The sequence below is a fragment of the Pseudobacteroides sp. genome (genome assembly GCF_036567765.1).
In the GTDB taxonomy this organism is placed as follows: domain Bacteria; phylum Bacillota; class Clostridia; order Acetivibrionales; family DSM-2933; genus Pseudobacteroides.
On record NZ_DATCTU010000007.1, the window covers coordinates 206,812 to 227,437 of the forward strand.

Below are 20,626 nucleotides of genomic sequence, written 5' to 3' on the forward strand. Positions count from 1 at the left end.
ATGGCAGTCATACGAAATCTGGTAGTCAAGATAACGGCAGACATCGGTGCTTTGAAAAAAGGGCTCCAAGAGGCGCAGGATGCCATGGCGAATGTAAGCAGCCAGCTGTCGGGAGCAGGAAAGGTGATGTCTGCTGCATTGACCGCACCTCTTGCAGGCATGGCGGCAGCTTCTTTGAAAGCCGGAGCCGATTTTGAAGCCGGGATGAGCAGTGTAAAAGCAGTATCGGGCGCTACAGGCGAAGAAATGAAACAGCTTGAAGAACTGGCGCTCAAAATGGGAGCGGAAACCAAGTATTCAGCAAAGGAAGCCACATCGGGTATTGAAGAACTAATCAAAGCAGGTGTCAGTGTGAAGGATATCATGGGCGGAGGCTTGAAGGGAGCGCTGTCTCTTGCAGCGGCAGGAGAAATTGAGCTTGCCGATGCAGCTGAAATAGCATCTACAGTATTAAACTCCTTCAAGGCTGATGGGCTGAATGTTGCACAGGCTGCCGACATCCTTGCCGGTGCGGCCAATGCATCTGCAACAAGCGTACAGGAGATGAAATTCAGTCTTTCCATGTGTTCTGCTGTAGCAAGTGCGGTTGGGTTGTCCTTCAAGGATACCAGCACGGCGCTTGCGGTATTCGCCCAAAACGGGCTAAAGGGTTCTGATGCAGGCACATCATTAAAAACCATGCTGATGAACCTCCAGCCTTCCACTGACAAGCAGGTGGAGCTTTTCAAAAAGCTGGGGCTTACAACCGCTCAAGGTACAAGTGCTTTCTATAATGCTCAGGGTAAGCTGAAGAGCATGGCTGAAATTGCAGGCTTGCTGCAAAAAAGCATGAAAAACCTAACTGATGCGCAAAGGTTGCAGGCAATGGAGACGCTATTCGGCTCTGATGCTATCCGTGCAGCAAATATTTTATATAAGGAAGGTGCTGACGGCTTCAATAAAATGCAGTCGGAGATGGGAAAGGTAACCGCTGAAGAGGTGGCAGCCGAAAGGATGAACAACCTAAAAGGCTCCCTTGAACAGCTGAAGGGCTCCATTGAAACGCTGCAGATTGTATCCAGCAAGGCATTCCTTCCAATATTAAAGATGCTTGCAGACAAGGCTACCATTCTAGTCAATAAATATATGGAGCTTAATCCTGAAGTACGCAAATGGGTAACAATCATACTGGCCGCAGTAGCAGCGGTCGGTCCCCTGCTTATGGTGCTGGGAGGACTTTCAACAGGGCTTTCGGTGCTGTCAGGAGTTTTTGCCGCCATTGCTTCCCCCATAGGGCTTGTTGTGGTGGCAATTGCAGGATTGGTGGCAGGGTTTGTGTGGCTGATGAAAACCAATGAGGGCTTCAGGAACTCTGTGCTTGCCATTTGGGAGCAAATACAGTCAAAGTTCAAGGAAGCGCTTGGCTTCATTCAGAGCAAGACCGCAGAGGTACTGCCGGGTATAAAGGCAAAATTCACCGAGGTGCTTGGCAACGTACTGGCATTTCTGCAGGATTTTGCGGCAAATGCAATAAAAGCCTTTCAAATGTTTATCAACGGCTTTAAGGGAACAGGAGATCCCGGAGCCATGGCAAGCGGATGGGAGACGGCATTTTACCGTATAGGCTCTGTAGTAAGCACCATTTTTAACGGATTGGTATCGGTAATCCAGCCGGTCATGCAGACAATCTTTAAGATAGTAAGCGATGTGGTTACAGGCATATGGAACTTTTGGAACACCTACGGTCAGCAGATAATTGACACCGCGGTCAATATATTCAACGGCATCCTTGCCTTTATTCAGCCAATACTTGCACAGCTTTTTGCATCCTTTGCACAGTTCGCAGGCTATCTGACCCCGATTTGGGAGAGCATAAAGACCTTGATTTTCTCGCTATGGGGAGTAATACAACAGCTTTGGACGCTGCTTCAACCGGTGTTCATTGCCCTTGGAGCAGCTATTGCCGTAATACTCGGAATAGCAGTCGGTGTGCTGAATGGGATCATACAGGCGCTTGGTCCGTTCATACGAGCGGTGCTCGGCGCAGTGAATTTTATAGTCAACCTTATCGGGTTTGTCATCGCCATCATTAACGGTGACTGGGCTGGGGCATGGAATTTCCTTGTTGAAGCGGCAAAGGCGGCATGGAGCATGCTGTCAAACCTGTTTATGACCATAGTAAATCTGGTAAAGGGCTTTGTGGAAGGAATCATTTCATTCTTTAAGGGCTTATGGTATACCTTGGTCGGAGGCTCCATCGTGCCTGACCTTGTAAACGGTGTCCTTGGCTGCTTCTCCAATATGGTTTCAGGAGTCACCAATTTTGTAGGTAACCTAGTGGGAGCAGTGTCCGGTGCATTTGGCAAGATAGGGTCTGTAGTAGGTGATGTTGTAGGCAGTGCATGGAACTGGGGCAAAAACATGATGGGTAATCTGGTGGATGGAATCAAATCCATGGCTGGAGGAGTCAAGGATGCTGTCAGTGGAGTGGCGGACAAAATCAAGAATTTCCTTGGCTTTGGCTCCCCAACTAAAGAAGGTCCGGGCTCAAACGCCGACACTTGGGCGCCAAATTTAATAAATATGCTGAAGGATGGCATCAAGGCGGGTGTTCCTGCTTTGGAGGCAAACCTTAACGCTGTTTTGAACCCGCAGTTCAACCGGCCTGCGTTTGAAGGGGCGGGTGGGGGAGCAAACGGCAGCATGGTGGTTGACCACACAGGCACAATTACTGTGAAAGGTGTCAATGACAAGGGCGAGCTGATGGGTGTGGTTGAAATAATTGCAGCGGATTTGGCGGCAAACAAGGACAGATATGGTAAAAATCCAAGCGCACACAAAGCCTTCAGGTAGGAGGTGAACCAATGGCGGATGTTTGGGGAGCATTGGAGCTCAATATAACAGCATACAAGAGAGCCGGGGCCGAAAGATATTTTTCCGAAAAGGAGCTTCTGGCTCCTTATGATGCAAGGGATAAAAAGACACCCAATTCAGTGCTTATGGGAACAGGAAGAAAGAGAAAAACAAGAGAGGTGGAGGGTTTTTGCACCCGGCTTGAGTATAGTCAACTGCTTATAGACTATCATAGCTCGGAGGCAAAGCCCCTGGCTTTTGATGACGGCTTTACCATGACGGCAAGGCTGTGGAAGCTGTCAGGCAAAGAGGAAAAGGGAAGCGATCTGGTCTGGTACCAGGCGACCTTTATTGAATCATAGCGGGAGGGAGGCAAATCTAATGGTATTGAACGGAACGGAGCAAAGAACTGATATCTGGACTGATGAACCATATACGCTTGCAAATGCAACCTGGTACGGTCACCGCAAGCTAGTCCATAACGGTGGATACTGGTTTGCCTGCTTTGACCGCTATGGGGATGATGACTGGCAGTACCAGACGGTTGTAATGAAAAGTGTGGACGGCGTTACTTGGGAGGATACCGGCTTTCCCTTCACACCGGGAGCAGGGGTAAGCTTTGCATACCCCAACATGGCAATGGACAGCGAAGGAAGGATTCACCTTGCCGCCAATGACAGTTCAAACAACAGGATAAAGTATTGTGTTTATGAAAACGGAGCGTGGGGAACGATTGATACACTTCCGCAGCTTCCGGGAAACGGGTATGTGGATGCCGATATTATTGTGCTGGTTGACAGCGCAGGCAAGCCCCATGTTGTATTTGCCACAGGCGGCTCCAGTGGGAAGGTGTATTATTCAAACAAGGTATCGGGAGCATGGAGCAATTATGAGGCAGTACAGCCTTCGGTTCCAAGGTACTACCTGGACAGTGCTGCAATTGACAAGGACGATAATATGCATATCACCATGGTGAGCTTCAGTGATTTTCACATCTATTACACAAAAGGAAAAAGCGGAGCGTGGCTGCCTTGGGAGATGGTTTTTGGAGGTAACGATGCAAACGGCTCTGACATTGGAGTGGACAGCACAGGCAAGCCATATATTGTCATCGCAAGGGGAAGCGAACTGTCACTGTTTACGAAATCTGCCTCATGGTCGGAGCAGCAGATAAGCAGTATGCCAGATAATATTCATCCTAATATCCACATATCGGCAAATGATAAGATATACATTGCCTGGGGGCAATCGCCGACACCCGGATTTGACAACCAGCAGGTTTTCCTCATGTCTAATGAAGCCGGGGGATGGGAACAGTCAATAAATGTCTCCAACGATGATACTTTAAGCGGCTGGGCTTATCCGGTAGTGTGGGCGGATTCAACGGTATGCGGCGCAATGGCAATGAACTACGACTACACCCATATCTGCGGATGGTTTGCAGGAGGTGCGCCAGCGGAATATTCCGACAGGTGGGGGAGCCTCAGGTTGAACATCACCGAGTATAACCGTGACGAAATAGCGATGCTTGCCTCAGAAAAGGAGTTGATTCCGTTTACCGCCGTAACAGCGCCGCAGAGCAGGCTCCTTTCGGCAGGACGGCTCCGTGAAAGGAGAACTGTTTCTGGCTGGGCTTTAAAAGCAGACTTTGACAGCCTTGAAGCGGATTATGAGGCATTTGTGAAAAACAAAGCGGAGTTTCATGACGGTACGGTAATTAACCCTGCAATAATAGAGGAGCTTTCGGGTACAAGGCAGCAGGGGACGGAAATTGTTTTTTATGAAATAACCTTTTTGGAGGTGTAGACCTTTGAGAATAATGCCGGAAAATACAATGACACTTCTTAAGTCACGCTCCATGATCGGCAGCGATGCCCCGACAGGCAGGATTGAATTTCCCGAAATAGCCATGTCAACCATTGACGGAGTTGATTCAGTGGGTGAAGGAAGTGCCGATTACAGATGGTTTCGGAATATTATAGAGCATAACGGCAGGATATACATAGCAGCCACCAACAATGACACATTCCCTAAAAACGGAGGGTTGTGGGAATGGGACGGAAATATTTCGCTTGCACAGGTTGTGTTTGCAAATCCGTCCATGGTAACAGCGGACCTATGGATAGCAAGTGATGGTACAGGAATATATCTGTTAAGCTCAAACGGCTTGAGTGCTCATGATAACAAATTCTATGTAAAAAGTGGAAGCTCATGGAGCGAAATCACAGAAACACCAACTTATCCTGATGGGAGCGGAGGCTCAGGCTCGCTTCCCTTGGTCGGGCTTGTATATGCCAACGGAGCCTTTTGGGCTTTGTCTAATATATACCACTATGGTGAAGAATGGGGAGGTTGTCTTTATACAAGCTCTGGTGGTGGATGGTCCAAGGTGTGCGGCACAACGGGAAACCAGACCTTTCCCGGCAGGCTCTGGTTCAATACAGAGGATGATTGCCTTTACGCTTTTGGAAGAAGTGATCCGGAGGATGCAGACTCTTTGGTAACAATTGTAAGGTATGACACCAATGGAGGAAGCGGATGGGAGACTGTCGCTGAGGGGCTGGATGTGTTCAGGGACGGCAGGGGAGGGAATTCCACCTTTGCATGGCTGGATAGCGGGCTTCATGCAGTAGACGGAGATACCGGCGATGTTTACAAGGTAAATGAGGATGGCACGATATCAAAGGTTTCTGTAACACAAAACGGATATACTCCATTGGTTGAAGATACGGTTGTCCATAACAAGGTGCTTTATATTGCGCCTCAAGTTGGAGGAACCGGCTTAAATCTTGACTATTATAACGGCTCAAGGCTGGTGCAGATGAACATACCCCAGCAGCAGAGCATTGCAATAAAGCACCTGTTTGTGTTCAGCGTAACAGGCAAGCTGTATGGAATCGGCCAGGCGGCACCGTCTTATACACCAAGGCTGATTGAGTTTGAGCTTTCAGAAGGAGCTGCAAAGCTCCAGGTTGAGCAGATAAGCGTACAAAGGGAGGAAGCCGCCGACAGCCAGAGGCTTACCTTTTCCCTGCCCAATATCAATCCGTCAGACCCGACCGATGCGGGATATTACACACCTTACCGTGGCGGGCATGAGTTTGACAAGGCATTGAATGAATGGTACTGCGTTATCATTCCGAGCCGCAGGGTGGTAGCAAAAATAGGATACGGTATAGACCTTGCCACAGTTTTTACAGGAGAAATAGATGATGTTACCATGTCCGCCCAGCCAAGGGATTACAATATCAGCGCTGACTGCAGGGATTTGGCCTGCTGGTTTATTGACAGGGAGATAAGCCTTGTCATACAGGGCAAAACAAAATACTACATTAAGTACCCTCTCCCTTCAGGTGTCAAAAAGTATTGGATTACGCCAGGAGGGTCCACAAAGCCGGATGTTGCCGATATTGTCAAAGACCTCTGCATGAGGGCAGGGTTTAAGGCGGCAGATGTAATTGTAGAGGCTACAGGAATAAAGCTTGATCCAACCTTTGAAAAGACCACCTACATGGATGCAATCAATGAAATGTGTACCGTTTCAGGCTTTGAGTTCTTTATTGACGAGGATGGCATAGCAAGGTTTTACTTCCCTACAGACAGGGAGCCTTCGGTTACAAACGAGCAGCATGCACTAAACGGAACGGCCTGGGTGTCATTGGAGCACAACCATCTGGTATCCGGCTCTGACAAAGTTACCTCTTCAAATGGAGCTGTAACCTACTCAAGGGATGTTGACTATGAAATAGACCTTGAAAACGGAAAAATACGGAGGCTTTCAGGCAGTAGTATTCCTGGCGGGTCAACAGTAAAGGCAAGCTATGTGTATGCAGGCTGGGTCTTCCGGGAGGGTGAGGATATATTCAGCCTTAAATTCGGAGTAAGCAGGAGAAATATCTATGGAACCATAAGGGTGGCAGGAAAGAAAAAAGAGGGTGTTGCAACCTCTCCTTCTACCATGTGGGACACAAGCAAGGTCCATAAGAGCAAGGTTCTGTTTGCAGACAACCAGCACCTTGATTCGCAGGAGGAATGCAACGAATGTGCAGCGCGCTTGAAGCAGGACATGGTCAGGAGGTATACCTGTGCCGAATTTGTGGCTGTAGGTAACCCGTGGCTTCAGGTAGGCGACAATATCATGGTTGTTGAATCCAGCACCACTATATCCGAGGTATACAAGATATTAAGCATCAGCTTTGACTTATCCACGGATGGATTCACGATGGAGCTTAAGACATTTCATGTTGGGTATACCCCGCTTACAACGTAGGAGGTGATGGAATTGGCAGGACACAGGAATGCAGCGGGTGAGATTATTAAAATTATGGGGGCAAGAGACCAGAAAAGCACTGTGGCTGTCCCGGTAAGATCGGAGCAGGAGGAGCCGGAGGCAGGCTTTACTGACTTAACCTCCCATGTGTCCAATCCTGACGCCCACCATTCGCAATATCATCATGCCGGCCACGAGGATGGCGGAGCTGATACCATAGCCGTATCCGACAGCATGATAGCTGAAAGGACAATTGATGACAGCAGTTCCCCAACAGGAAACACAGGGCTGTTGACTACACTTCTTGGCTGGCTTGCCGCTATGGTAAAGACGATTACTGGAAAGGGGAATTGGAGGACTGCTCCCGAGATTTCGCTCCAGGATGCTTCAGACCATATGAAGGAGAGCGGGGCTCACCTTCATTTAGGCTGCAGAGTGGCAGCTACAGCCAATATTAGCCTCTCAGGGTTGCAAACCATCGATGGCGTATCTTTATCTGCAGGAGACCGGGTGCTTGTGAAGAACCAGACGGACCAGAAGGAAAACGGCGTATATATTGTATCTTCCGGTTCATGGGCAAGGGCGGATGATTTCAATGATAGCTCCGACTTTAAAGCCGGTGTTTTTGTTTATATATCTGAAGGTACAGTAAATAAAAAGAAGCTGTTCCATATGACAACGGCTGGAACGGTGGTAATCGGCAACACCAATATAGTGTTTGAAAATATAGACCAGGGTGGCGGGGCAGGCTCGGGCGACATGACAAAATCGGTGTATGACCCTGACGAGGATGGTATTGTTGAGAATGCAGAGCATGCATTAGCCGCTGACAACGCAAGCCATGCCGATACCGCTGACCTTGCAGGCTCTGCAGATAACGCTTCAAATGCGGCCCTGCTTGAAGGGCATCCTGCATCATATTTTGCCGCTTCTGCAGACTTAAAGGTATATGCAGCCGACATTGACTTTTATGAGGATGGAGTGGTTATAACCTTTTCAGACTCATCAACTGCAAATTATTCCTGGGTAAAGGATGACCAGGGAAGAATCACAAGCCTTGTAAATACAACACCAAACCCTGACGAGACCACAAGCATCAGCTATAACTCAGGGAACAAACCATAAGGAGGGATGGACAGGTGGCTATAACCAAATATACACATACAGTTAACATAGATGTGGGGGTTTCTACAGTAGGAAAAATTATTGAATTTGGGAAGGATTTTCTTGACTGGCTTTATGCCAATATGCCCGGTGGGGAGACCATGACAAAAAATACGCAGACACCCAATGTAGATACAGTAAGCAGGGCTTGGAATGCAGTGACAGGAACCGCTCAGAATGGAGGTTCTGCAAATACCATCAAGCTTGCTTCGGGTGCTTCGTCAACAAACGGATTCTATGTCGGCCAGCAAATAACCCTGACGGGAGGACCGGGTGCCGGTGATGTAAGGAATATAACAGCGTATGACGGTACTACCAAGATTGCCACAGTAGACACTAACTTCAGCGCAACACCCACCTCGTCAACCACCTACTCCATTAAGGAAACTTGGGTACCTGATTGGCTTAAAGCGGCATTCCCTGATGCAAGCAGCTACAGGTTTGTTACAGGTGTAATTACTTTCACGCATGCAGAAAGCCAGTCTGATTGGGTTATTTGCACAACCTATGACGGCTCGACAACCAAGTATGGCGCTATTGTTGTTGGGATAAGGAATAATGCAGCAAGCGGGCAGGTGGTTTACGGGGAGATAACAAGGTATCAGCCCGATACCATAGACAATGTATATTTGAATCACAATGAAACGATTATTTTACTTATTGCAGACAAGAGCAACGGGTACAAAATTATTTCCAAGGATGCCAATCCCTCAGCGACCTCCGGCAACACCTATTATTATGGTGTGGTTAAGCTGGACTCGCCTGTTGAGGCAACCGATACCAACGCATGGTTTATGTTTGGACAGAATGATGCTACAAAAACTAGGTTTACCAGACAGTTCAACGGTGAAGCTCTCGGGCAGATATGCGAAATAACCTGTGACACTCTTATACCGGAAGGAACAAACTTTACTAAGAACTTCTACAATCAGAAGATTCCGCTGGCGAGGGTTTGGGCGGGAGTTGCTGACCTTGGAATGAGAGGGTATACCTCCAACCTTGTCATTGTGCCTCAATCCTTTATTGTCAGCAACCAGTACTATACCATCAACGGGGACAGCTATTACGGGCTGGGCACCTTCGACAACCATATCCAATTGCCTGGAGGTGGAGCGAATGTCGGTCAGCGTGTCCTTCTTAAAGCTTAGGGGTGATGCATTGTGGCATATGATGTGAACCAGAGCAAGACAGCCCTTGAGACTGGTCCTGTTGATATTTATTTATGGTTTTTACAAAATACAGGTGCAATCCAGTGGGATGAGAATAATTTTTCCTACAGGGAATGGCTGAAGCAGTATGTTGATAACATACTATGCAATTGGACTGTTGGTGAGCAGTTTGCTCCTATGATGCCGCAGGTTGGTTCAGGCGGCGGTGATACAACCGGTGCTTACAATAACGGATTTAACAACGGGCTAATAATAGGACTCAGGATAAGGCGAAAGTAACGTAAAGACGGGAGGGGATGAGGATGAAGCCGGAGGTGGTTTATACAATTATTGCAGCTGTAGCGGCATTATGTAGCATCATCTTTGGAGGCATTACTTTAAAAAGGTCGGTGCAGAAGGATTGTGACACTATGGGAAGGGAGCGTGGGGAACTGAAAGCTGATACCGAGTATATCAAACGAAGGATTGACGATGTCCTTCTGGAGCAAAAGGACACCAACAAGAGCGTATCCATTCTTTCAGAGAGGGTTACAAGGGTGGAGGAAAGCACGAAATCAGCACATCGCAGGATTGACATTATTGAAAAACGAGGTTCGGATGAATAGGAGGAGATGGCAATGGCTAAAAGCGTTTATCTAAGCCCGTCTACACAGGAAAACAATCTAGGTGCAGGCGGCTATGGCACAGAAGAGCAGCGGATGAACCAGGTGGCGGATGTCACACAGCAGGTGCTTGAGAGGCATAGCGTAACAGTCTACAGGAATAAGCCGGAGTGGCCGCTTTCACAGGTAGTGGTCGATAGCAACTCCAAGAATCCCGACATCCATTTTGCCGTTCACAGCAATGCGGGCGGTGGCAGGGGATGCGAGGTTTACTGCCACAGGTTCGGAGGCAACGGCGAAAAGCTGGCAAGGGCTGTATATGCGGAGCTTTCACCTTTGACACCGACAGCGGATAGAGGAGTCAAGGAAGGGTACAACTTTTATGGACAGGGCAAGCATATGTATGAGCTGGCATATACCAAAGCGCCTGCCGCATTGGTGGAAACAGCCTACCATGATAACCAGGAGGATGCCAAGTGGATTATATCCCATATAGAGGCAATCGGGACTGCCATTGCCAAAGGGATACTGAATTACTTCGGTATATTATATAAGGAAGAAAGTCCGAATTTGGACAAAGAACTTGAGGTGCTTCAGGAATTCGGTATCATAAAGTCGCCGGATTATTGGAGTGAAAATGCAGTAAAAGGTAAATATGTAGCTGGTGAATATGCCGCTATCCTGATACAAAGGGTAGCGGCTTTATTAATGAAGGGAGGAATTTAGTAATGAACCAATCAAGATGGAGAAGCCCTGTTGCATGGAGTGCCGTAGTGGCACTGGTTTTATTTGTACTGAAAAATTACGGACTGTTGGCACCTGTCGGACTCACGGAGGATAGCTTTAAAGAGCTTACTGCTTTAATATTTGGTGTTCTTTCGGCATTTGCCTTTTTCAATGATCCAACCAGCAAGGACAGCTTTTGATAAATGTCATGAAACGCTTGCATTGTAAGGCATTAAGAGTTATCATGTACAGTAATATATCAGGAAGGATATGTAAATTGCGAAAATAAAGGACGGTGTTCTATCATGAAACAGGCATTTGTGGATATGCTGGTGAAAAAAGCTTTAGCCCAAATTAATGAAAACAAGAAAACAGATGAAGAGTCATTAAGGCTCAGGCGGGCACTGGCAAATGCCAATAAGCCTGCCTTGCTGAAGAGGCTGATGGCTTGAAAACAGGTAACGCATCAAAAGGAAACTAAATAAGGCCGCCGTGTCTTGCGGGTGCAGGAACACCCGGAAGCCAATGCAGGTAACCAAACTACCTAACACCGACAGCTATTGCTGCCACAACGACCCTGTAAATATTATACTTTATCCTATCAATTTTCACAATGATACTACAGGCGCAGTGTGGGGTTACCATTAATCCTGCAGTGCGCCTTGCTTATTTTCCTTTCATAAAAAATGAAAGGGGTCGTGAATTTATGCAGAACATTTTAAAAAGCTTTGAGGAAGTCTTTAGGGAAATGCTGGAGGAGAAGGCTGTAAACCGAATGAGGGCAGATGCAAACAAATGCCTTATAACGGAGAACCGGGAAAATCTTAAGTTTTATAAGCAGCGAGAAGACGTAAAGGCATTTGATTTCAAAGGAACTGCAGCTGAATTTGACGCTCTTTTTGAGAGCTTGAATGAAAGGTTGAAAGCAGCGGAGAGCACCATGTCGGAGATCATATACCTGCATGGAACGAAGGAAGGCATATGTTTTCGTGTGATTATGGCTCAAGAAATGAAGGGAACAGTCAGACACCATCATCTAATCATATATAATGAAAATATTGAATCCAAAAGGAATGGAGGGATTCAACCATGCCTGGCGGATTAAAAAAATATCTTGAAGAAATTGCAGATAAGAGGGTAGAGGAGCTGCGCTACCTTATTGGGAAAAATAGCAACAGATATGAAAAGTTAAAAGTGCAAGCATATGAATTGCAGCAGGAGTTCATGGCGACACTGACAGAAGAACAGCAGGGAATGTTTGTAAAGCTTGAAGACTTTGAAAGCGAACAGTCAGGAATTGTCCACGATATGCTTTATCGATATGCATTCAGGGATGGGGTCAAAGCAGTAAGGATGATGTTTAAATGTAAATGATAATATATTAGGAATAGCATTAATAAGGAAGCTTTTCTGGAGAGGTTTTAAATAACCCCTCTATTTTTTTGTCTGAAATCTGGTTGAGAGGGCTTAGTGCCTTCTTTTTTACGTTTTGGGGGTGAGGTAAGTGACTGATTTGCAAAAAGAAAAAATTAGCCGGATGAGGCACATGGGTGAGAGCTACAGGCAGATTGCTATAGAGCTTGGAATTTCTGAAAACACAATTAAATCATATTGTATACGAAACAATCTTGGTTCTGTTAGAAGAGAACTAAATGAAAAGGGTGACTATTGCAAACAGTGCGGAAGGCTGCTGGTAAAAGGCAAAGTAGGCCACCCGTCAAAATTTTGTTCACAGAAGTGCCGGGAAGCATGGTGGAAGGCAAATGCAGAAATTATTGAGAAAAGAGCATGGTATACCATTGACTGTGCTTGCTGCGGAAAGAAGTTTGACAGCTATGGCAATCAGAAACGAAAGTTCTGCGGGCATGAATGCTATATAGCCAGCAGGTTTGGTACGAGGAGGGATGAATGTGACAAAGGAGCAGTTTGAACGTGAGAAAAATTACAGAGTTTCTATGTCAATAGCAAAAGCAATGCTGGCAAAAGGCATTATTACCATGAATGATTTTAAAAGGATCAACAAAATTCTTTTAACGGAATATAAGCCTGTAATAGGCGGAATATAAGCCTTTTTAGCTTGCTTTGTATCAAAAACAGAGTTATCATTGGAGCAAGCAAGGGGGTGGTTTTTATGCTAAGAACAGTGAGAAAAATAGAGCCTTTGGCAGCAAGGCTCCCGTCAAAAAAACGTGTTGCTGCATATGCCAGAGTGTCCAGCGGGAAGGATGCCATGCTGCACTCCCTCTCGGCACAGGTCAGCTACTACAGTGACTTTATACAAAAACACCGTGGCTGGGAGTATGCAGGAGTATATGCGGATGAGGCGGTAACCGGAACCAAGGAGAGCAGGGCTGAGTTCCAAAGACTTCTGAAAGACTGTAGGAACGGCAAGATAGACATGGTGATTACTAAATCGATTTCCAGGTTTGCGAGAAATACGGTCACTATGCTGGAAGCAGTGCGGGAACTAAAGAGTTTGGAAGTCGATGTGTTTTTTGAAAAAGAGAATATTCATTCAATGAGCGGGGATGGAGAGCTGATGCTAACCATCCTCGCTTCATTTGCGCAGGAGGAAAGCCGATCGGTCAGCGAGAATTGCAAGTGGAGGATACGCAAGCGTTTTGCTGAAGGTGAAATAGTAAACCTGCGCTTTCTTTTTGGATACCATATTAAAAATGGGGAGATTGAAATTAATCCTGAAGAAGCAGAGGTTGTAGAAATGATTTTTAATGACTATATCAGCGGAATGGGCTGTACGCTGATAGCCAAGAAACTCCGGGGAATGAATGTTGATAGACCCAGGGGAGGTACTTGGACATCGAATAAAGTAGCGGATATTATTAAAAATGAAAAATATGCAGGGAATGCCCTGCTTCAGAAAAAATATGTAGATAACCATTTGACAAAATCACTACTGAAAAACAAAGGTGTTCTTCCTAAATACTATGCTGAAGAAACGCATGCTTCAATTATAGACCCCGACACATTCCAAAAAGCGCAAGAGATTATGGATAGGAATAGAAAAAGAAATGCAGGGAAAAATGTTGCAGGTGTTTACCCTTTCACATCTAAGATTGTTTGCACCAATTGCGGTAAGAACTATAAACGGAAAAACAGAAAAGGAAAGGCTTCTTGGAGTTGTTCTACTTATTTGAAGCTTGGGAAGGAAGCCTGCAATGCCAGACAAATACCAGAGGACATACTGCTTTCAATAGCGACAGAGGTTTTGGAGCTACAGGAGTTTGATGATACATATTTTTTGAAGCAAATTAAAGAAATTCAAGTATTAGAGCATAATTTGGTCAGGTTTGTTTTTCAAGACGGACAAATGATTGACAAGCAGTGGCAGCATAAATCACGGAGTGAAAGCTGGAGTGAGGAAGACCGGGAAAAGGCAAGGATGCGCCAGCTGGATTACTTGGAGAGGAGGAATTCAATATGCAGCCAGCAAGAGCAGTAACGGTCATACCTGCCACAACAGGAAGGTTAGCGACAGCAACGGCTGTAAGGGCTTCGTTAAAAAGAGTGGCCGCCTATGCAAGGGTTTCAACCGACAATGATGAGCAGCTTTCAAGCTACGAAGCACAGGTTGATTATTATACAAAGCATATACAGTCAAATACCGCATGGAAGTTTGTAGAGGTTTACACCGATGAGGGTATCTCAGCTACCAGCACTAAAAAACGTGACGGCTTTAACAGGATGATTGCCGATGCTTTAAATGGCAAAATAGACCTTATTATAACCAAATCGGTCAGCCGGTTTGCCAGAAATACCGTTGATACGCTTACCACAGTCAGACAGCTTAAGGAAAAGGGCGTTGAGGTGTATTTTGAGAAGGAGAATATATATACCTTGGACAGCAAGGGTGAACTGCTGATAACGATTATGTCCAGCCTTGCCCAGGAAGAAAGCAGAAGCATTTCGGAAAATGTCACATGGGGACACAGGAAACGCTTTGCTGATGGTAAGCTGATGCTTCCGTATGGACAGTTCCTCGGCTATGAAAAGGGCGAAGACGGCCTGCCGAAAATAGTGGAGAAGGAAGCAGCGGTTGTTAGACTGATATATAAGATGTTCCTTGAAGGAAAGACCTCATCGGGCATAGCAAAATATTTAACAGAAAACGGAGTCCCGACGCCTTCCGGTAAAGATAATTGGCAGCAAAGCACCGTTATGAGCATCCTGCAAAATGAGAAGTACAAAGGAGCGGCTATGCTTCAAAAGACATTTACAGTGGATTTTCTCACTAAGAAAAAGAAACTCAACGAAGGAGAAGTTCCACAGTATTATGTTGAAAACAGCCATCCTGCCATTATTTCTGCAGAGGCTTTTGACCTTGTACAGCACGAGATTAAAAAACGAAAAGAAGTAAAGGGCTATAAGACTGGTATAAACAGCTTTTCAGGTAAAATTGTGTGCGGTGAGTGCGGAAGCTTCTATGGAAGCAAGGTGTGGCATTCCACCAGCAAATATAGAAGGACAATCTGGCAGTGCAACAGCAAGTTTAAGAATGACAGGAAATGCATGACACCGCATCTTTATGAGGATAAAATCAAGGGGGCATTTTTGGAGGCTTTCAACAGCCTAATAAAAAACAGGGATGAAATACTACAGTGCTATGAAGAGATAATTAATGTCTTGGCGGATACCTCAGAGCTTGATAAGGAAACTGCCAAGCTTCAGAGTGAATGCGAGGTTGTGGCTGAACTTCTAAGAAAATGTGTGGAGGAAAATGCACATTCAGCCTTAGACCAGAAAGAGTACCAGAGAAGATATACAGCCCTTGCGAACCGGTATGAAACCGCCAGAACAGGTCTTTCAAAAATCAATGATAAAAGGCTGGAGCGTAATGCAAAGCGTGAAAGCATGAGAAGCTTTATAAACAGCATAAGGCAGAGTGACCAGCTTCTGGCCGACTTTGACGAGGAACTTTGGAATAACACTGTTGAAAATGTTACCGTATATTCTGAATGTGAGATTAAATTCGCCTTTAAAAACGGTATTGAACTGGAATGGAAAATATAAAACGAAAAAATCACCCGCAAAGATGGTACACAAAAACGTCTTTGCGGGTGATTTTTTCGTTTGCGGTCATTTGAGTTAGAATGTTCTGCTTCATAACAGGTCTGAGATTTCCTTTGGGTTCATAAGCCTTTCAAGAGTAGTATATCTTGGAGACCTCATTGAATTTGCGTTTGCCTCCCCAAGAACTATAGGTAAGTCAAGTTCTATTGGACAGCCATCAAATGTAATCAGTTTTTTAGAAGGTTTAATGGGTGATGCTTCTATGCTCTTTACCTTTGCATAATGGGTTATAGCTTGAATAGGAGACATCCTGTAGCAAGCAACATATTTAATGTAATTGATTTTTTTCTCCTTTGAGGATAGGACAAATTCTTCAATGGCGGTTTCAAGTATTGAATTCCTTGAGAAGTTTTTTGATGTATTTATGCTGGAAAAAGCCTTAGCAATTGCATAAAATTATTTTGACAATCATGCTTTTATAAATTGAAGTAAAAGCATGATCGTCAATTAGGGAGGTGCTTTTATAACCGACCTTAAGAAATTTGATTTATTAATAAAAATTTTGATTTTTTCTTCACTTTGGCGTATAATAATACTAGAGCCACAAGATAGAAAGAGGTGTTTTAAAATGGCTACTGTTTCATTTACAAAGGATTTTGCTATAACAAAAAAAGAGACCGTTGAGAGACTTGAAAAGGCTGTTGACACTACAAAGCCTTTGCATATAGATTCTAAAAATGCCATTGCTGATATGAGAAGGAGTGAGGAAAAATTATTGGGTATGCTTCGCTCCAAAGCTTAATAAAAGCAGAGGATATTAATGAGGATTTATGGAGAGACGCGTTCTCTCTTTTTTGTTGTGATAAGGATGATGATATAACAGATTTTATAAGGAATAAGGCGGTAGAGTATGAAAAAAGGGATAAGTGCCGTACTTATGTATATTTTGATGAAGCAAGGCTTGAAGAAACAGGCGAGTTTAAAATAATAGGCTACTTTTCAATCGCAATGAAAACAATGAAAATTCCTGTTTTTGAAACGATGTCTAAAACGCTCAGAAAAAGGCTGGGTAATCAGTCGGATAAAGAGCAAAACCTTGTGGTATACCTGATTGGGCAATTGGGAAGAGATACACATTACACAAAGGGTATGCTTCCGGGGACAAGGATGCTTGAGGATTGCTACAGGCTTATTAGTGAGGCAAGAGATATTGTTGGAGGAAGACTAATTTTGCTTGAATGCAAGCCTTCGAAAAAACTATGTAGTTTCTATGAGGAACAGGGTTATATCGACATAACAGAAGAAAATGATGGGCTAAAACAGTACATAAGGTTTATTGAATAAAGATAGTTGAACTCTCGAATTAAAGCCGGGAGTTTTTTGTTATTAAATATCGTTAATTGATATGATTTGTTGTAAAATTAAGGTGAAAAGATGATATAATCCAGTAATTTTATTGGAATATTTGGAGGCGGTTAGAAAGTGAATAGCAAGTTTAATATAATAAAACTTACTAATGGCTATCAGCTCATTTATCATGATAAATTCACAGGTATAAGGGCAGAATTAAATTTTATAAATGGAAGAAAAACCTCAACAGAAATACTTAAAAAACTGTTAAGATTAGGATTGCTACCATTAAATGAAATTGAAGAAATAATGCTTTGCCAAGAATATGTTGGTTAAAAATGGTTTAAATGCTACAGCTATGAGTGTTAATATTATGCCTGTAGCTTTAATTTTTTCGTGAAAACAGCATTGCGATTTTCACGATTGAGTGATAATATATAATAAATATTCACGGTTGCGTGATGGTTGTGGAGGAAAAGTGGGGAAGAGGCAAAAAATATCAGAAATAGTAGTTAAGGTTGGAGATAAGCTTACTATTAATAATATAAACAATAGAAGCATTTCAGGAGAGGTTAATGCCATAAAGGAAGATGGTTACCAAGCAATCATGTTTGAGTCTGTTTCTGATTCAAATTTTAAAGTGCATCATGTAGAGATAAATGCCACGCAAGGTCCCTCCTGCCCTAGCATAATCTCAGAGGTACTTACATTTTCCGAAGCTGCAGAGATTTGGGGTATTGATCCTAGCACTCTAAGGCACAAGGTTACTGGCGAAAAACTTATTGAAGGTGTTGATTATAGGAAAAGCGGCAAGGTGTGGTTGATTACAATGAATGCCATGGAGAAACTTTATGGTGTAAAAATAGGAGATACAAAATGATGTTATAAACAGAATCAAGTTGGGAAGAAGGTTGGCTTCTCTTCCCTAACTATGTTTTGTTTTGAAAAGGGTGTGGTTGTATTTTGTATGGCAGACAAGATAATTAATGTTCCATATGTATTTAGGTCAAATGAATTCGATCTAGGTGAAGTGATAATTGATAATAAAAGGGTGCTTTCTTTTATATCTAAAGACGATTCATTCCCAGGACACTTTACATTATATAATTGGCATGAACTCTGCAGTGTTGTAAAGGTCTATTTTCTGAAAGAGTCAGACTTAGAGCAATCTATAACGGGGATTGCTTTATATGGAGAAAATCTTATGGTGCAGATATGCTCGTGCGGCTATACAAAGTACATTCAAGCATCAACACCTTGCCCCAAATGGCTAATTGAAAAGTATATAAATAAAGAATAAATTTATAGTTTTTATACATATTGTGGAGCATATAGTTTCGGAAGAGCAAGACAATAAAAATATCTGGAGGATAGCAAATGAGATACGCTTGGATGGATGAATACTGCCTGTCAAAAGTAGGCGTGGAAAAAGAATATAAATTAGAATGGGATGCAACGAGATATATGATAAAAGGTAAAATGTTTGTTTTACTGGGTGGTGATAAAGAAGGAAAACCAATTGCTACAGTAAAATTAGAACCTGGACATGGTGAATTTTTAAGGCAGCAGTACAAGGATATTGTACCCGGATATTATATGAATAAAGAACATTGGAACTCGATTTATTTAGAAGGCGAGGTTTCTGATGAGATTGTTAAGGACATGTTGGACAAATCTTATTCATTGGTCTTGTCCTCTCTCAGTAAAAAGCTTCAAAAAGAAGTGGTCGGGGGTTAAGTAGGGATACTTTTTAACGCTATTCCAAGCGACAGCAGTTTGTCATAGCGATAAATTGTATCAAAAAGTTAGTTATTAGACAAAAGTAGACTCTGATTTTGATACAATCGAGAACCCTTATTATAAGGGTTTTTCGGCATTTATGGGGTAAAATTGAGTGAGAATTTGGGTGTACTCAGTTGATTGTGATGTAAATATGTGGTAAAAATGCACCCTCTTTATTTGATTTTTAGCATAAAAGGGTGCATACTTTTTGGCGGTTAAGCCTAATGTTAAATCAAAGCTCACACATCATCCTTCCATGGAAACAACACTTCAATAAGAGTCATAATTATTCGCTGATCTTTTATATCTCTTCTACTCAGTCTCTGTGTTATGTAAGGCAAAATGGTAAAATCAGTATTAATAATTTCTGTAGAACCGACTATCTTAAAAAAGTCCTCAAAAGTAATATTAAGTCCATTAAGTATTTTTTCTAAGCTGTCTATACTTATACTTTTTTCTCCACGTTCTATAACTCCTATATATGAAGGGTGGACATTTGATTGAAAGCCAAGTTCTTCTTGACTCCAGTTCTTTGCTTTTCTAAGTTTCCGTATTGTAGCTCCTATACTTTTTATCAATTCGCTCATTCGCTCACCTCTAAGAAAAAAATAACTTTTTAGCGAGAATGCTACAAGTAGATATGGAATGTAAAAAATATATACTAAATCTACAAATTATATTGACATAAGGGATAAGTTTCTGTACCATATTACCATGGATATAATATCCAATACATTAATTGATTTAGAATTGTAAATTGGAGGTCATATGAAACAGCTTTTTGAGGAAGCGTTAAAGCGATACAATAGTTTGAAGGAAAAAGTAGCCACTCTTTCGATTGTGAAAGTAGAAACGGCTAGTCTCATGGCAACAATCGAAGATACATTTAATGAAATGAATGAAGCAATTAAAACTAACAATAATAAATGGTTCCAGGAACAGTTGTTACTTATTAAGGTTTTATTGGATGGATTAGAAATTCAAATGTTTGAAAAGCCGTAGGTTGAGGCGGTATATATGGTTTGGGAATTTTATAATTTAAAAAGTAATTTGACTTTTATTGGGATAACGTGAGTGTTGGCACTTGTATTTGTTTGTGATAGAAAAAGATGTGACAAAAAGTTTACAGAGTGGGCGAAGAGAACCATTAAAAGAAGATAACTGAAGGATGGTTCCAATAAATCAGTACTTTTCGAATTAACGATAAAATAACCAAAAATAACCAGAAATAACTTGTATACAGGCAAACGCTATGTTAACATCACAACATCTTAATGGACAGGTTTCTGAAGGACCGAGTATATGAGGTAAATGACAGCATTTTATGGGATACCGCAATAAAATTGCTAGATTCCGCAAAAGATATTTACGAAAATTAGCAGGGATTCTTCGGTGACATAAAAAGTAAAATATGTTATATTCATTCGTGCAAAAAGATAAAAAGCAGGTAGATATTTTTATTTACATATAAACTGTTTTCCATGTGTCAATGATTTTAGGTATTGATACTATATGGATGTTTATATATAATGTGATATTGGTATCTAAAACAATATTCGAAGCATTATTCTAAATTATTTATCATCACAAAAGTAAAGGGGGAAATTTTGTGGGAACTAAGAGGTTTATTTCAGTTATTCTTATTTTTGTGCTTATGACTGAAATAATATTGGGAGCCTCAAAGGCATATGGTATGGAAATGC

General features: G+C 43.1%; 26 protein-coding genes. 24 read left to right on the plus strand and 2 right to left on the minus strand.

Annotation, left to right across the window (positions count from 1 at the left end; all coding sequences use genetic code 11):
• From VIO64_RS02415 to VIO64_RS02495, 17 genes are all read left to right on the plus strand, one after another.
• Positions 1-2,832: a phage tail tape measure protein gene (locus VIO64_RS02415; protein ID WP_331914797.1), complete on the plus strand. Its 2,832-nt coding sequence runs from the start codon at positions 1-3 to the stop codon at positions 2,830-2,832.
• Between the two features lie 11 nt (positions 2,833-2,843).
• Positions 2,844-3,194, plus strand: a complete 351-nt coding sequence (locus tag VIO64_RS02420) for a hypothetical protein (protein ID WP_036937291.1) — start codon at positions 2,844-2,846, stop codon at positions 3,192-3,194.
• Between the two features lie 19 nt (positions 3,195-3,213).
• On the plus strand, positions 3,214-4,638 hold the full coding sequence (locus tag VIO64_RS02425) for a hypothetical protein (protein ID WP_036937293.1): 1,425 nt from the start codon (positions 3,214-3,216) through the stop codon (positions 4,636-4,638).
• A 4-nt stretch (positions 4,639-4,642) separates the two neighbouring features.
• The gene (locus tag VIO64_RS02430) at positions 4,643-7,102 is read left to right on the plus strand and encodes a hypothetical protein (RefSeq protein WP_036937297.1); all 2,460 of its coding nucleotides are present in this window, start codon (positions 4,643-4,645) and stop codon (positions 7,100-7,102) included.
• Positions 7,103-7,114: 12 nt separating this feature from the next.
• Complete coding sequence (locus tag VIO64_RS02435) at positions 7,115-8,227, plus strand: hypothetical protein (RefSeq protein ID WP_050753685.1); 1,113 nt, start codon at positions 7,115-7,117, stop codon at positions 8,225-8,227.
• A 14-nt stretch (positions 8,228-8,241) separates the two neighbouring features.
• Positions 8,242-9,414, plus strand: a complete 1,173-nt coding sequence (locus VIO64_RS02440; protein ID WP_036937300.1) for a hypothetical protein — start codon at positions 8,242-8,244, stop codon at positions 9,412-9,414.
• 12 nt (positions 9,415-9,426) lie between these two features.
• Positions 9,427-9,714 carry a hypothetical protein gene (locus VIO64_RS02445; RefSeq protein ID WP_036937302.1) on the plus strand — a complete coding sequence of 96 codons (288 nt, stop codon included), beginning with the start codon at positions 9,427-9,429 and terminating at the stop codon, positions 9,712-9,714.
• A gap of 23 nt (positions 9,715-9,737) precedes the next feature.
• Positions 9,738-10,040 (plus strand): hypothetical protein, encoded by a 303-nt coding sequence (locus VIO64_RS02450; RefSeq protein WP_036937304.1) that lies wholly within the window; start codon positions 9,738-9,740, stop codon positions 10,038-10,040.
• 12 nt (positions 10,041-10,052) lie between these two features.
• Positions 10,053-10,763 (plus strand): N-acetylmuramoyl-L-alanine amidase family protein, encoded by a 711-nt coding sequence (locus tag VIO64_RS02455; protein ID WP_036937310.1) that lies wholly within the window; start codon positions 10,053-10,055, stop codon positions 10,761-10,763.
• A gap of 2 nt (positions 10,764-10,765) precedes the next feature.
• Complete coding sequence (locus tag VIO64_RS02460; protein WP_036937312.1) at positions 10,766-10,963, plus strand: holin; 198 nt, start codon at positions 10,766-10,768, stop codon at positions 10,961-10,963.
• Between the two features lie 105 nt (positions 10,964-11,068).
• Positions 11,069-11,215: a hypothetical protein gene (locus VIO64_RS02465; protein WP_154673424.1), complete on the plus strand. Its 147-nt coding sequence runs from the start codon at positions 11,069-11,071 to the stop codon at positions 11,213-11,215.
• A gap of 254 nt (positions 11,216-11,469) precedes the next feature.
• The gene (locus VIO64_RS02470; RefSeq protein WP_036937314.1) at positions 11,470-11,868 is read left to right on the plus strand and encodes a hypothetical protein; all 399 of its coding nucleotides are present in this window, start codon (positions 11,470-11,472) and stop codon (positions 11,866-11,868) included.
• A complete protein-coding gene (locus VIO64_RS02475) occupies positions 11,853-12,137 on the plus strand; it encodes a DUF6809 family protein (protein WP_036937317.1) in 285 nt (94 codons plus the stop codon). The genes VIO64_RS02470 and VIO64_RS02475 overlap by 16 nt, the downstream gene beginning before the upstream one ends.
• Before the next feature lie 130 nt (positions 12,138-12,267).
• Positions 12,268-12,693 (plus strand): hypothetical protein, encoded by a 426-nt coding sequence (locus tag VIO64_RS02480; protein WP_036937319.1) that lies wholly within the window; start codon positions 12,268-12,270, stop codon positions 12,691-12,693.
• Positions 12,674-12,829 (plus strand): SHOCT domain-containing protein, encoded by a 156-nt coding sequence (locus VIO64_RS02485; protein WP_162838935.1) that lies wholly within the window; start codon positions 12,674-12,676, stop codon positions 12,827-12,829. The genes VIO64_RS02480 and VIO64_RS02485 overlap by 20 nt, the downstream gene beginning before the upstream one ends.
• Positions 12,830-12,894: 65 nt before the next feature.
• On the plus strand, positions 12,895-14,223 hold the full coding sequence (locus VIO64_RS02490; protein WP_036937322.1) for a recombinase family protein: 1,329 nt from the start codon (positions 12,895-12,897) through the stop codon (positions 14,221-14,223).
• A complete protein-coding gene (locus VIO64_RS02495) occupies positions 14,202-15,791 on the plus strand; it encodes a recombinase family protein (protein WP_036937324.1) in 1,590 nt (529 codons plus the stop codon). The genes VIO64_RS02490 and VIO64_RS02495 overlap by 22 nt, the downstream gene beginning before the upstream one ends.
• A gap of 90 nt (positions 15,792-15,881) precedes the next feature.
• On the opposite strand, the gene VIO64_RS02500 is transcribed toward VIO64_RS02495, so the two are convergent.
• Positions 15,882-16,100: a hypothetical protein gene (locus tag VIO64_RS02500; RefSeq protein WP_036937327.1), complete on the minus strand. Its 219-nt coding sequence runs from the start codon at positions 16,098-16,100 to the stop codon at positions 15,882-15,884.
• A gap of 319 nt (positions 16,101-16,419) precedes the next feature.
• Here VIO64_RS02500 and VIO64_RS02505 point away from each other — a divergent pair, with 319 nt between their 5' ends.
• From VIO64_RS02505 to VIO64_RS02530, 6 genes are all read left to right on the plus strand, one after another.
• The gene (locus VIO64_RS02505) at positions 16,420-16,593 is read left to right on the plus strand and encodes a hypothetical protein (RefSeq protein ID WP_154673425.1); all 174 of its coding nucleotides are present in this window, start codon (positions 16,420-16,422) and stop codon (positions 16,591-16,593) included.
• Between the two features lie 206 nt (positions 16,594-16,799).
• Complete coding sequence (locus VIO64_RS02510) at positions 16,800-17,135, plus strand: hypothetical protein (protein ID WP_036937330.1); 336 nt, start codon at positions 16,800-16,802, stop codon at positions 17,133-17,135.
• Positions 17,136-17,273: 138 nt separating this feature from the next.
• The gene (locus tag VIO64_RS02515; RefSeq protein WP_036937332.1) at positions 17,274-17,477 is read left to right on the plus strand and encodes a hypothetical protein; all 204 of its coding nucleotides are present in this window, start codon (positions 17,274-17,276) and stop codon (positions 17,475-17,477) included.
• Between the two features lie 142 nt (positions 17,478-17,619).
• Positions 17,620-18,021 carry a helix-turn-helix domain-containing protein gene (locus VIO64_RS02520; RefSeq protein ID WP_050753683.1) on the plus strand — a complete coding sequence of 134 codons (402 nt, stop codon included), beginning with the start codon at positions 17,620-17,622 and terminating at the stop codon, positions 18,019-18,021.
• Positions 18,022-18,108: 87 nt separating this feature from the next.
• Positions 18,109-18,441: a hypothetical protein gene (locus tag VIO64_RS02525; RefSeq protein ID WP_160317749.1), complete on the plus strand. Its 333-nt coding sequence runs from the start codon at positions 18,109-18,111 to the stop codon at positions 18,439-18,441.
• A 77-nt stretch (positions 18,442-18,518) separates the two neighbouring features.
• Entirely contained in the window at positions 18,519-18,878 is a 360-nt protein-coding gene (locus tag VIO64_RS02530) for an MmcQ/YjbR family DNA-binding protein (protein ID WP_036937338.1), read from the plus strand.
• Between the two features lie 284 nt (positions 18,879-19,162).
• Here the strand turns inward: VIO64_RS02530 and VIO64_RS02535 are convergent, their stop codons facing one another.
• The gene (locus VIO64_RS02535) at positions 19,163-19,510 is read right to left on the minus strand and encodes a helix-turn-helix transcriptional regulator (protein ID WP_331914811.1); all 348 of its coding nucleotides are present in this window, start codon (positions 19,508-19,510) and stop codon (positions 19,163-19,165) included.
• A 181-nt stretch (positions 19,511-19,691) separates the two neighbouring features.
• Between VIO64_RS02535 and VIO64_RS02540 the strand changes: the two genes are divergently transcribed.
• A complete protein-coding gene (locus VIO64_RS02540; RefSeq protein WP_331914813.1) occupies positions 19,692-19,925 on the plus strand; it encodes a hypothetical protein in 234 nt (77 codons plus the stop codon).
• The last annotated feature ends 701 nt before the right edge of the window (positions 19,926-20,626 follow it).